This window comes from Clostridium bowmanii (assembly GCF_018861315.1).
Lineage (GTDB): Bacteria > Bacillota > Clostridia > Clostridiales > Clostridiaceae > Clostridium_AD > Clostridium_AD bowmanii.
Genome location: NZ_JAHLDL010000001.1, coordinates 149,017 through 162,823, shown reverse-complemented (window position 1 = coordinate 162,823; position 13,807 = coordinate 149,017). Strand labels below are relative to the sequence as shown.

At 30.8% G+C, this 13,807-nt stretch carries 11 protein-coding genes; 10 read left to right on the top strand and 1 reads right to left on the bottom strand.

Annotated features, from left to right (window positions below):
• The first annotated feature begins 38 nt into the window (after nucleotides 1–38).
• From KPL51_RS00760 to rd, 9 genes are all read left to right on the top strand, one after another.
• Nucleotides 39–1,301 carry a PocR ligand-binding domain-containing protein gene (locus tag KPL51_RS00760; protein WP_216155864.1) on the top strand — a complete coding sequence of 421 codons (1,263 nt, stop codon included), beginning with the start codon at nucleotides 39–41 and terminating at the stop codon, nucleotides 1,299–1,301.
• 215 nt (nucleotides 1,302–1,516) lie between these two features.
• Nucleotides 1,517–3,307, top strand: a complete 1,791-nt coding sequence (locus KPL51_RS00755; protein WP_216155860.1) for a sensor histidine kinase — start codon at nucleotides 1,517–1,519, stop codon at nucleotides 3,305–3,307.
• A complete protein-coding gene (locus KPL51_RS00750; RefSeq protein ID WP_216155858.1) occupies nucleotides 3,304–4,890 on the top strand; it encodes a response regulator in 1,587 nt (528 codons plus the stop codon). The genes KPL51_RS00755 and KPL51_RS00750 overlap by 4 nt, the downstream gene beginning before the upstream one ends.
• Before the next feature lie 147 nt (nucleotides 4,891–5,037).
• On the top strand, nucleotides 5,038–6,339 hold the full coding sequence (locus tag KPL51_RS00745; protein WP_216155856.1) for an ABC transporter substrate-binding protein: 1,302 nt from the start codon (nucleotides 5,038–5,040) through the stop codon (nucleotides 6,337–6,339).
• Nucleotides 6,340–6,453: 114 nt separating this feature from the next.
• Nucleotides 6,454–7,332, top strand: coding sequence for a carbohydrate ABC transporter permease (locus KPL51_RS00740; protein WP_216155854.1), 879 nt, complete (start codon nucleotides 6,454–6,456; stop codon nucleotides 7,330–7,332).
• 15 nt (nucleotides 7,333–7,347) lie between these two features.
• Nucleotides 7,348–8,199 carry a carbohydrate ABC transporter permease gene (locus KPL51_RS00735; protein WP_216155851.1) on the top strand — a complete coding sequence of 284 codons (852 nt, stop codon included), beginning with the start codon at nucleotides 7,348–7,350 and terminating at the stop codon, nucleotides 8,197–8,199.
• A 119-nt stretch (nucleotides 8,200–8,318) separates the two neighbouring features.
• Nucleotides 8,319–9,416: a uroporphyrinogen decarboxylase/cobalamine-independent methonine synthase family protein gene (locus KPL51_RS00730; protein WP_216155848.1), complete on the top strand. Its 1,098-nt coding sequence runs from the start codon at nucleotides 8,319–8,321 to the stop codon at nucleotides 9,414–9,416.
• A gap of 642 nt (nucleotides 9,417–10,058) precedes the next feature.
• Entirely contained in the window at nucleotides 10,059–11,705 is a 1,647-nt protein-coding gene (gene hcp, locus KPL51_RS00725) for a hydroxylamine reductase (protein WP_216155845.1), read from the top strand.
• A 28-nt stretch (nucleotides 11,706–11,733) separates the two neighbouring features.
• Nucleotides 11,734–11,892, top strand: a complete 159-nt coding sequence (rd, locus tag KPL51_RS00720; RefSeq protein ID WP_216155843.1) for a rubredoxin — start codon at nucleotides 11,734–11,736, stop codon at nucleotides 11,890–11,892.
• A 342-nt stretch (nucleotides 11,893–12,234) separates the two neighbouring features.
• Here the strand turns inward: rd and KPL51_RS00715 are convergent, their stop codons facing one another.
• A complete protein-coding gene (locus KPL51_RS00715) occupies nucleotides 12,235–12,867 on the bottom strand; it encodes a DNA-3-methyladenine glycosylase (protein ID WP_216156137.1) in 633 nt (210 codons plus the stop codon).
• Nucleotides 12,868–13,229: 362 nt separating this feature from the next.
• On the opposite strand from KPL51_RS00715, the gene KPL51_RS00710 reads away from it, so the two are divergent.
• Nucleotides 13,230–13,799, top strand: a complete 570-nt coding sequence (locus tag KPL51_RS00710) for a hypothetical protein (RefSeq protein ID WP_216155840.1) — start codon at nucleotides 13,230–13,232, stop codon at nucleotides 13,797–13,799.
• Nucleotides 13,800–13,807 lie beyond the last annotated feature (8 nt).

Sequence of the window (13,807 nt, the reverse complement as noted above, 5' to 3'; positions counted from 1 at the left end):
TTAAAGAAACAATCTAACACCCCCCCCCCGCCAAAATAATGTACCTACAAAAGAGTAGTTTAAATAGTGAAACTTTAATAGCTAATCTTAAAACATATAATAAGGTTACCGGTATATTATGTTTTAATATCGATGAATTTGGTGAAACAATTCATTCTGAGGGAGAGCCTTGTGAGTTTTGCATTAAATTTAAAGAATTAAGTAGGGAGAGATGTACTTGCAATCAGTCACATCTTTATGCCAGCAAGCAATCAGAAAAAATTGGTGAGCCCTTTGTATATTTTTGTCCAAGTGGATTAGTTCATTTCGCAACTTCGATAGTTATTGGTGGAATTTTTAGGGGAGCATTAATAGGGGGACCAATCAGAATGAATACCTCTGATGATTTTGTGGTAGAAGATCTAATTAAAACATATGATTTTCCTCTAGAAAGTAGGGATATTTTACAAAACTATGTTAAAAATGTACCTATTGTTGAACCAGATAGAGTTAGGCATTTGGCTAAATTATTGTATATTATTTCAAAGGATATAATGGCTGGAGAAAGTATTATACTTTCCCAGAGACGAAGGTTCTATGAAGAGCAGGCCGCAATTAATGAAGAAATACAAAATGTAAAACATAAGGAATATTCTGAACACATCTCAAATTACTATCCTGTAGAACTGGAAAAGGAACTGCTATCAAGGGTTAAGCTTGGAGATAAAAAAGGAGCGAAAATCATATTAAATGAGCTTCTAGGACATGTTTTGTTTAATAATGGTAATAATATTGAAGTAACGAGAGCAAGGGTTTTAGAACTTATGATTGTACTTTCTAGAGCAGCAGTTGAGGGCGGAGGTAATCTGGAAATGGTTTTTGGACTTAATTTTAAATATCTAAATGAAGTGTCCACATTAAACAACGTTGAGAAACTTTGCGAGTGGATAATAAAGGTTTTAGATAGATTTAGTGAATGTGTATACAATTTAGAAAATATAAACAATTGCCACATTATACAAAAATCCATGGAGTATATTAATGATAATGTTAGTATGAATATATCCTTAGATAGTGTAGCTGAACATGTATATTTGAGCCCAGCTTATTTTAGTAAATTATTTAAAAAAGAATTGGGTATAAATTTTATTGATTATTTAAATAAGGTGAGGATTGAAGAGAGTAAAAAATATTTGACAAATTTAAAAATCTCACTAAGTGATATAGCTCATAACGTTGGATTCACTGATCAGAGCTACTATACAAAAGTATTTAAAAAAATAGAAGGGATTTCACCTGGTCAATATAGGAAGATGACTTAGGTGCAAAGTAGCTGTGAATTAATTATAAATAATTAATAGGTAAAGAGAACAAAATAATTTAATCTACAGAAGCTAATTTTATGAGCTTATACAGTAAGTTTCTATTATAGGTGGCTATTTAAAGAAATATAAGTAAAGATAGATAATGGCTATATGTGAAGTGAATATGGTATAATCTCACATAGGGATTATATCTATCCTTGGGGGTGAAAGCTTTGAATATAATAGGAAAATTTAAATGTTGGTATAAGGATTTGAAAATTAGAAATAAAATTCTTGTATTTTATTTGCCACTTACTATTATTCCTATTTTGATTTTGGCTAATGCGGCAAATGTCTTGGCATCTAGAATTGTTATACAAAAAACAGAAGAGAATGTGAAGGATAATTCAAAACTTATAATTAACATGGTTGAAACAACTCTTAAAAATTCGGAAAATTGTGCAAATATGCTATCCTTAAATCTTAGTCGAACAATAATATTAAATCAAGAGTCGAGTGCGCAAGGCAGTCAAGGCTTAAGGCTTTATAATTCATTAAATAATGAGATAAGCTATGCTAAAATGATTTTCAGAGAGGTTAGCTCTATTGCTTTTATAGATAATAATTTTAACTTATACTCGGATAATGATAATATGAGTAATAACATCTATAATGATAAAAACAGGGACTTTATAAACCAAATAGAAAAGACTAATGGAATTAACTACTGGTTTCCTATGGGTAAAAGAGACTTTTTAGTGGAAGATTCAAGTAAACCTGTATTAACAATTGGTAAAAAAATCTTTAATCCATCATCAGGTGAAACAATGGGATATTTAGTACTAAATATTGATGAAGCGACAATTTCTTCTACTTTCGAAAGTATGAAAATTGTGGGACTTGGGAAATATTTTATTTCAGATTTAAATGGAAAGGTTGTAGCTTCAAACACTGATGGTGAACAGCTTAAGCCGATAAGTGATATTTCGCTAAGAGAAAATATAGTTAATGATGGTGATTTTTCAAAAACAATGAATAATAAGGGGGTGAAATACATTGTAACCTCAAAACAGTTTGGACAGCGAGATCTAAAACTCGTAAGTGTAATTCCACTAGAAGGGCTATTAGTAGACCTAAAAAGGTTAAGGGTGCTGATTCAAGTGGTAAGCATATTTTGCGGGGTTTTAGTAATTTTTGGATCTATAATGCTATCTAACCGCCTAACAAAACCAATGGTACAATTAAAAAATAAGATGCTTATGATTCAGAAGGGAAATTTGGAAGTAAGCTTTGAAAATAATTCAAAGGATGAAGTTGGACTCTTAACGGAAGGGTTTCATGTAATGCTCCAAAATCTTAAAGAAAGCTTAGCACAGTTTAAAAATGAGCAAAAGAAGAAAAGAGAATATGAACTATCGCTACTTCATCAACAAATTAAACCACATTTTTTGTATAACACATTGGATGTGATCTATACTTTATCAGATATGGGAATGAAGGAGGAGGTTCAAAAGACCACTAAAGCTTTGGCAGATTTCTATAGAGTTGTACTTAGTAAGGGTAAAGAAGTGATTACAATTAGAGAAGAAATAAAAAATGTAGAAGATTACTTGGCAATTCAAGGGCTTCGTTATTATGATATATTTGATTATAATATAAGCATGGAGGATGAAATACTAGGTTATAGTATCTCAAAGCTAACCCTACAACCCATAGTGGAAAATGCAATTTATCATGGCTTAAAATGGAAGAAAAACTTTGGACACTTATCGATAAAGGGGTATAAACAAGGTGAGAAAATTATTTTTGAAATTTATGATAATGGAATTGGTATAGAAAAAGAAAAGTTAATAGCTAACATAACTAAGAAAAATAAAGAGAAATCTTTCGGCCTTTATAATGTGGATCAAAGAATAAAATTATATTTTGGCGAAGCATATGGAATTAGTATAAAGAGTGAGGTTGGTGAGTATACAGAAGTAACCCTTATAATTCCAGGCAGAATGGAGGGGGAACTCATATGATAAAAATAGCAGTGGTGGATGATGAGATAATATTTAGACAATATTTAAGGACAGCAATTGATTGGGCATCTTATGGGTTTGAGATATGCTTTGAAGAAAGAAATGGGCTAGATGCACTGGTGCAAGTGGAAGTTCATAAACCAGATATAATCCTCTCAGATATTAACATGCCATTTATGGACGGATTAACATTTGCAAAAAAGGTTAAGGAAGAATATCCAGAAATAGTTACAGTACTTATTACTGGATATAATGAGTTTGAGTATGCTAAGAAAGCCATTAAACTTGGGGTACAAGATTATATTTTGAAACCTTTTGAAAAAAAGGAATTGTTGGCTACACTGCTAGATATAAAAGAAAAAATAAATTTAAAACGTAGAGATAGTCACATTAGAGCTGAAATAGTAGCTTTTAAAAAGCAAAATTTATTTTCTCTATTGATTCATAATAATAATGGGCTTAGTGATGAGGATATGAAACAAAAATTAAAAGATTATAATTTCTTTAATAAAACCTTGTTATTTCAGGTAGCCGTGGTAGAAATGGATGATTTTCTTCATAGAAAAAATTCTAAAGAAAGAAACGATATTCAGAATGAGATACATAAAATTCTAAATGCTACTATGAAATTAGAAGGAAATTATACAGCTTTTTATGATGATGATGGACGGATTATTTCAATTATTGAAGCAGGTGAGCAAAGTATAAATGAGGATTTTCAAAAATATAAGTACGAAAGTTTTACTCGTGAAGTTCAAAAGGTGTTAAATTGTACAGTAACTGTAGGGATTGGAGAATATCATAGGGGTTTAAGAGGCATTTGGATTTCTTATAAAGAATCTCTTTCTTCTCTTCAAAATAAATTTATTTTGGGAAACAATAAAGTTATTGAGTACAACAAAGTGACTAATGTGAGTTATAAATCAGGTTTTTATGCGGGAAATGTAAATGAAAATATTTTGATTAGTTTAAGATTAAATGAAAGTAAAAAAATAGAAAAAGAACTAGAGCAAGTTTTAATATATATTTATAATAATAATGTATCAATGGATTATACTTACGCAATTACTATGGGACTTATATCTGTTGCTCTGGCCTACGTTGTAGAAATTGGGTATGGTATTGAGCAAGTTTTTGGAGAAACATTTTATCCCGTGGAAGAAATAGAAAAACAAGAAACACTTAGTGAGCTTTGGGAGTTTGTGAAAGGTACTTTTAATAAGGTTATAGAATACTCCTCAGGCAATAAAATTACAAAAGGTAAAAAACTTGTAAAGGATGCAAAAGAATTTATTGATATAAATTATTATGATTTTGATTTGAACATTAAAAAAGTTGCAGGAAGCTTGTATATAAATTCTTCTTATCTAAGAGCTCAGTTTAAAAAAGAGCTAAATATAACAATAGGAGATTATATTACAATGGTGAGAATGCAAAAGGCAGAGCGATTATTGAAAAGCGGAAATATAAGGTTTTCTGAGGTCTCAGATAATATAGGATACAAAGATGCAAGTTATTTTAGCAAGTGTTTTAAAAAATACTTTGGAGTTACTCCAAGTGAGTATGAAATAAGAAATAAATAATCTAATTAAAATAAAACAAATAATACAAAGTTGAGTCATATTTTCCATATAATATAAAGCATTGAAAACATATAATTAAGAGAGAAAACGATTTCACTAAAAATTGTCTCATATAAACGTTTTAATAAAGTATTATGGGGGGTATAAATGGGAAATTCTATTAAGAAAATATTATCTCTAGCTTTAACTGGTGTTATTGTATTTTCACTAGCTGGTTGCAAAAATAAAGCAGTTACAGAAACTACGGTAAATTCAAAAGATGAAAAAGTTGTATTGAAACTGTATGTTGACGTAGGAGATGAAGACACAAAAGCACCTTATGACTATGCCATGGCGGCATTAAAAACAGAAATGCCAAATGTGGAAATTCAATTGGAGGCATCATCTAGAGATGATGACCAAAAAATTAAAACATATGCTTCCACAGGAAATTTACCAGATATTTTTTCAACAAATCCTAACTTAACTGAAACTTTCAAAAAATCAAATAATATTCTAAAATTGGATACCTATTCAAATGATTTCAAGAAGAAGATGATTCCAAGTAATATGAATACATTACTAGATAAAGAAGGCCATGTATACGCATTCCCATATGCAGGGAATGAATATGTTCTTATGTTTTACAATAAAGAATTATTTGCAAAAAACAACTTGACCGTTCCAACTACAATAGAAGAATATGAAAAAGTAGTAAAAGTGTTTAAAGCTAAAAATATAGTTCCACTTTCAATATTTGGTAAAGAAAAGTGGTCATGTGTAGCACTTTATGATGTGTTTGCATCAAGAAAAAATCCAGCTGGAGTTATGGCATTAAATGATAATAAAGCAAAAATTACAGATGAGGCATATAAATTTGCAGCAGAAGAAGTTGTAAAACTAGTTAAAGATGGACTAGTTGGAAAAGGTGCTACAAACCTAAACTACGATCAAGCAGCATCATTATTTTATAGTGGTAAAGCCGCTATGCTACTTAATGGACAGTGGGAAATTGAAGCATCAACTAAAGCTTTAGGCGATAAAGTAGGTTGGATGTATTTGCCAGCAGCTAGTGCAGCAGAAGTTGAAAGCTCAAAAACTGCTTTCTGCGGAGGTGGTGCTCCACAAGGATTCGCAGTATCGGCAAATTCAAAAAATAAAGATATGGCAGCTAAAGTAGCAGCATTTATGGCAGAAAAATATGCTGAGTGTAAATTCACGCAAAGAGCTAATCCACTTGTTTCTATAAAAATTGATAAAAAAGTAGAAAAGCAATTTCCACCGATGATGCAAGAATTAAATAAGGTAATACCAAGTATAAAAACAACTACAGGCTTTGATTGGCATTTATCAAATGGAAAAGTAAAAGCTGGGCTTGAAGACAATGCACAAAATCTATTAACAGGTAATTTTAGTGCAGAAGATTTCATTAAAAATATGGAAAGAGTAATGGAAACAGCATTCGAATAACAAAAAAAACTGGAAATTCTTCTAGCTTTTAAACTGCACAAAGTATTGATGCAAAAGAGCTTGGGGAATTTCCTTTTTATAAGTATTACTAATAAATTGTATAGGGTGATGAGGATGAATAAATTTTTTAAAAATAAGATAGCTATCGCGATATTTTCACTACCAGCACTTATACTATTCACTGGCATAGTATTTATACCCATTGCACAAACAATATACAGGAGCTTTTTTAGATGGGATGGGTTATCACAAGCTAAATTTATAGCATTTAAGAATTATTTTGAGTTATTTAAAGATCCACTTTTTTATTCCTCTAGCAATAATGGAATTATATTTGCAGTTATTTTAGTAGTGACACAAATTTCTATAGGAACTGTGCTTGCATTAGCAGCATCAGATGTCACTATTAAGGGTAGAAAGCTATTAAGAGTATCTTATTTTATTCCAGTTGTATTGTCTGTTACTGTAGCTTGCCAATTATGGCTATCAATGTATAATGCAGACAATGGGCTTATAAATAAAGTTTTTAGCTTAATTGGAATGGATTATCAGCAAGATTGGCTTAGTGGGAAAAAAGCAATTGTTGCTATTGCTTTTGTAAATGCATGGCAGTACATGGGATATCAATTCACACTTTTATTTACTGCAATCAAATCTGTACCTGAACAATATTACGAAGCAGCTCGAATAGATGGATGTTCAAAGTTTCAGGCACATATAAAAATAACAATTCCTATTATTGCAGAAACTTATAAATTTTGTTTGGTACTTGCAGTAACAGGAGGGCTAAATGCCTTTGCAAACATGTTTATAATGTCTAGTGGTGGCCCTGGTACAACAACTTATACACTAACTTATATGACCTACAGATCTGCATTTAGACTTGGTGAATTTGGATATGCATGTACATCTGCAACCGTACTAATTATTCAATGTTTAATTGCTACAATCCTTATTAACAAATATATTGCAAAAGAAAAAATTGTTTACTAGGAAGGAGGGAAAGTAATGGCAAATAGAAAAAAGTCAGATCCAAATGGTAAGCAAAATATATTTTTCAAAGTATTTCTTTGGTTTTATGCTTTTATATCAGTGTATCCACTAATATGGATGATATTTTATTCACTTAAGAATAATGATGAAATATTTGTGACAAATACATTTGGCTTTCCTACTCATTTTAGAATTGAAAATTATATAACTGCATGGAATAAATTTAATGTTCCACAGTATTTTTGTAATAGCGTAGTGGTCTCTGTATGCACAGTTGTAGGAACTATTATTTTAGCTCTTCCATTAGCATATGCACTTGCAAGAATGGAGTGGAAGTTTAAGAATATTGCAAGAATATATATTACAGTAGGAATGTTTATTCCTGTACAAGCACTTATGGTTCCACTATTTATGATTGTTAAATTTTTGGGCATAAATAATACCTATGCAGGTTTAATAATTCCGTACATTGCATTTAATTTATCCTTTTCCACCATAGTATTTTACGGGTTTTTACGTAATATTCCTGTGGAGCTGGAAGAAGCTGCTTGTATGGATGGAGCTAGTATATATAGAACTTTTTATAGTATTATAATTCCAATAATTAAACCAGCAATATCAACTATAGGAATATTTGTATTTCTTTCTGCATGGAACGAATTTCCAATAGCATTGATGTTAATTTCAGATGAAGCATTAAAGACACTTCCTCTAGGATTATTGTTCTTCCAGGGTCAGTTTACTACAAATTGGGGTGCAATGGGTGCAGCAATGACAATAGCAAGTATACCTACGGTAATCCTATATGCACTATTTAGTGAGCAAGTAGAAAGAGCAATGACAGTGGGATCAGCAGTAAAAGGATAAATTTTGGTTGGAACAAAAATGATTATAATTCGTAATTATAATCATTTTTGCATTTAAATGTAGTAGGTAGGGCTGCAAGATTTACTGATAATGATATATAAAAGAATGGAGGAGTAAGGTTGAGTATAAAAAATTCTAAATGGTGGGATCTTGATCTTGAAACAAAGTCAGATTCCGAGATATGTATGAAGAGAATATATGCTTGGTATGAAGGGCAAATTATAGACAGAGCACCTGTGAGATTTAACAGCAATAATGCAGGGTATAACGTAGTGAAAAATGAAAATTCACGTTGGAAAACTCTCAAAGATAGGTGGGTTGATGAGGAATATCAATTAGAAAAATACCTTAAATCAATAACAGATAGAAAATTTTTAGGTGAAACTTTTCCAATATATTGGCCTGATCTAGGTCCTAATGTTTATGCATCTTTTTATGGATGTCCAATAGAATTTGGAGAGGTTACCTCATGGGCAAAACCTACAATCGATTCTTTGGAGGCTTTTAAGGACATTATACTTGATACCAATAATGAGTATTTTAAAAAGATTGATAGTATGACTAAACTTGCCTTGGATAGATGCAAAGGAAAGTATATGGTTGGCTATACTGACTTGCATCCAGGTATGGACTTTATTGCTGCATGGATGGGAACAGAAAAACTTTGTATGGATTTTTATGATGAGCCGGAAAAACTAAAAGAAATTACAAAGCTATCGATAAATGATTTTGAAACTGTGTACAATCATTTTGATACAATACTCAAAAAGCACAATCAGCTTTCAGTGGCTTGGATGGGAATACCGTCATTTGGGAAAATGCATATCCCAAGCTGTGACTTCTCCTCTATGATTTCTACAGCTACCTTCGATGAATATTGTCTACCTATATTGAAACAGGAAGTACAGGGAATGGATCACAATATATTCCATGTTGATGGTAAGGGTGTTGCAAGACATTTGGACACAATTCTAGAAGTTAAAGAAATACAAGCTATTCAATGGGTTCAAGGGGCAGGAGAAGATACTCCAATTCTACAGTGGCTTCCACTCATTAAAAAAGTGCAAGCAGCTGGAAAATCTGTGGTTGTAGATCTGTTAAAAGAGGAGCTTGAAGAATTTATTGGTAATATTCGTCCAGATGGATTGCTTCTTTGTATAACATCTGATAGTGAAGAGGAACAAAAGCAAATACTAAAAAGAGTTGAAAAATGGTAAAGAAATTTAAACTTATAATCCAATGCTTTTATAAGTAGCAATCTTATGCAACTCAAAAATGAACTTACTAATTTTATTTTGACCCTTATAGTTTAAAATAGGTAGGTATTATTTAAGCTTAGTTAAAAAGTAAAATGGCTATTTACATGGGATTGTTGACTATCTAAATTTAATAAAAACTACTTCTTTCAAATCTGAAGGTCGCGGGTTGGACTGAAGGTGCAGTACTATAGAGTATAAACCAAATTAAGCGGTGGCAGATTCATAGTTTGCCACCGCTCTATAAAATATTAATAAATATATATAGTTATAATTTAATATACAAAACCGTTGAATACAGTTTAATCAATGCTTAACAGATATATTAAAATATAAAAATATTCGTAAAATCAAATACATAACTCGGCTTATAGACTTAATCGCACAATTGAAAACACTATGTTTAATGCATGGTGTTTTCAATTGTGAAATATTAATCAAGTGTCTTTAAGAATACAAATGGTTAATAAAATTTTGAAAGTTATCTATTATAATGGTAAAGTATAATAATACCATTAATATATATAATTGATTGAATTATTAATCAACTACTCAACGTAGGACTTAGATATTGAAATATTTTAAAAAATAGGAGGGTTACATATGCAAGGAAAAATGTTTTGTTTTCAATGTGAACAAACTTTTGGTGGAACAGGTTGTACTAAGATGGGAGTCTGTGGAAAAACACCCGAAATTGCAGCAATGCAGGATTTACTCATTTATCAACTAAAAGGAATAAGTTGTTATGCTACTAAACTTTTATCTAAAGGTGAAAAACTTGATAAGTCATGGGTTTCATTTGTTGAAAATTCATTATTTATGACATTAACTAATGTTAATTTTGATCCTGAATCTCATATGGATATGATTAAAAAATCTCAAGTAATAAAAGAAAATGTCAGAAAAAAAGCATCAGGAGAAGAAGTAAATGTAAAAGAGGCACTATATAATCTAAGTGATACTAAAGAGCAAATTCTTGAAGATGCTAAAAAAGCTGGAGTTATGTATGATCAGGAATTAGATGCTGATATTCGATCTGTCCGCGAAACTATAAAATACGGGTTAAAAGGAATTGCGGCTTACGCGCATCAAGCTAGATTTATTAATTATAATAGCGATGAAGTAGATGATTTTTATTTTATAGCTTTAGCAGTACTTACCGATGATAGTTTAAATCTTCAAGATCTTATCAAGTACTTAATTAAGACTGGAGAGATGAGTGTTAAGATTATGGAGGTGTTAGATAAAGCTAATAATGAGAAATATAACTCGCCTACACCTACAAAAGTTAATGTAAACATTAAAAAAGGACCATTTATCGTAATTTCTGGTCATGAATTAAGAGATCTTGAAATGCTACTTAAGCAAACAGAAGGTAAGGGAATAAATATATATACTCACGGTGAAATGCTTCCTTCTCATGGTTATCCAAAGCTTAATAAATATGCTCATTTAGTAGGTAATTTTGGAGGGGCTTGGCAGAATCAACAAAAGGAATTTGATGGCATACCTGGTTGTATTCTAATGACAACAAACTGCTTAATGAAACCAAGAGATTCTTATAAAGATAGAATCTTCTCAACAAGTGTTGTTGGCTGGGATGGTATAAAACATATTAAGGCCGATGAGACTGGTCATAAGGACTTTTCTGAAATAATTAGTAAGGCACTAGAACTTGGTGGTTTTGAAAAAGATGAGGAAGTTAAAGAAATCCTAGTAGGATTTGGACATAAAGCAACTTTGAGTCATGCTGAAACAATAGTTAACGCAGTTAAAGAAGGTAAAATTAGACACTTCTTCTTAATCGGAGGATGTGATGGTGCAAGATCAGGAAGAAATTATTACACAGAATTTGCTGGGCTTGTTCCAAAGGATTGTATTATTCTTACTTTGGCCTGTGGTAAATACCGTTTTAATAAATTGGAGTTTGGTGAGGTAGCAGGACTTCCAAGATTACTAGACATAGGTCAATGTAATGATGCATATTCTGCAGTTAAAATAGCACTAGCACTAGCAGATGCGTTTAAATGTACTATTAATGATTTACCGCTATCATTGATTATAACTTGGTATGAGCAGAAAGCTGTTGCTGATCTACTAGCATTATTATCACTTGGAGTAAAAGGAATTTATTTAGGACCAACACTTCCAGCTTTCTTAAGTCCTAACGTATTACAATTTTTGGTTGATACTTTTGAAATTAAACCAATAAGCACACCTGAAGATGATTTAAAACAAATATTAGGATAATATAAATAAATTAAGAGGAGATGTTGTTATGGATAAGTATATTTGTATAGTCTGTGCATATGAATATGATCCAGAGTTAGGTGATCCAGATGGTGGAATAAAACCAGGTACTAAGTTTGAGGATATCCCTGAAGATTGGGTTTGTCCATTATGTGGAGTTACAAAATCCGATTTCGAAAAAATGTAACATAGGTTAAGTATTAATAGCCATTAAAACTAACTAATAAAAAATTATATTAAAAGTCAGGAAAATCTAATCATTATATGGTTGCTTTTCTTGACTTTCTTTTATTTAAAGCATAGTTTATTGAATTGAATAACCTATAAAATGGAATAATGTCAATTTGGATGTATTTATGTCTAAGGATAATGTCAATAATATAGGTAAGAGAAGCAAATTTTACATCCTTTACCTCTCAACCATATTTTGGAGACATCATATATTAAAACATAAAACAATTCATTTATCGATATCATTATTAATGTATCCAATTCAGTTTGAAATCATTAAAGTTACTGGCTCTATTTTCTATTTTATAGACACCCAAATATTATTTTTTATGTAAAATCTCCATAAAAAATCCTTTGCTTCTTCTGCATAATCAATACCAATTCTCTTAGTTTCTATAATTTCAACTATTTCTTTTTCTATAGAGTCTTCAATATATAGTTTACTTGTGCATAAATCTTGGTTATTGTTTTCTTTATTTATATTCATGGCTATGCACAGCTTAGAGGGTCCCGAGGTTAAGTTTTTAATTTGAGCTTTTGTAAGTTCATTATAAGTTTTCTTAAATCTGAAATTTGACATTACTTCTAACCCATCAATTGGTTCAATAGCTCTAATTAAGACTCCTTCTGGAAATCCTTCTTCTTTTGTTATTACATTAAAACAATGATACATCCCATAAATAAAATATACGTATGCAATTCCGGGCCTACCATATAGTGTAGCAAGTCTAGGCGTTATTTTACCACCATAAGCATGACATGCCTTATCTATTGATCCAATGTATGCTTCCGTTTCTACTATCTTACCTCTTAGCTTTACTCCATTAACTTCATGTACAAGTAATTTCCCTAAAAGTTCTCTGGCAACCTGCAGAGTTTCTCTGGCATAAAATTTTCTAGTAAGGCTCTGAGTATTTGGTGCCACCCACATGGCAAGTGGCATATTTTTAACCATATCTACATCACTCCAAAGTACATTTTTTGCAATTGCAATAGAGAATCATCATTGCATATTATACCCCTAATCATACTAATAATTTATCTTTATTTTAAATGTCCAGTTGAGGTTCTTCTGTAAATCCATACATCTGTTTCCAGTCCTTACACTAGCATTTACTTAGTGTTTTTTTATTTTGCCATCATTTATAGTGGCTTTCTTTATTTTCTTAATAAATTTGTAAGAAATATGATAAGTATTTTGTAAAGAGTACCCTGTATAATTATTTATAGTTAGTTATACGAGTGGTAGTTTAAAAAGTTTTACACTTTCACTCGAGGGGGAGGGAATACCTAATGAAAAAAGTAAAATTGATTGTACTAGTCATAGTAATAACAATTATTGCAATAATATTTTCTGAAAATATTAAGCCGAATGTATGCGCAGAAAATTTATCTTTAAATAAAAATGTATATAATTTTCTACAAGATAAAGGAAATCGTATAGAGGTATATGGTGCAGCCATAGAATTAAATAAGGGTAGTTCAGAAAATACCTGTGTTTATTTTATATCTGAAGTGTTAAGGAAAAATGATTTTATGGTACCTATGGAAACAAGCAATACAGAGCAAATCATATCTTTACTTATGGAAAATGGATTTAAAAAACAAAGTAATTATAAAAAAATAATGCCTGGAGATATATGCTTCACAACAGATGCAAATGGAGAACAAAGTAATTTCCCAACACATACCTATGTATTTATGAAATGGGTAAAAGAAGGAAGTTATGATAATGCATATATTTGCGACAATCAAGCAAAGGATTATAAAGGGAAAATCTATCATATTCGTAATATAAATGTTGTAGATAAATCTAATGGTTTTAATAAAGATGCGTTTGCATTCTTCATGAAAAGGACATGATTGTAAGC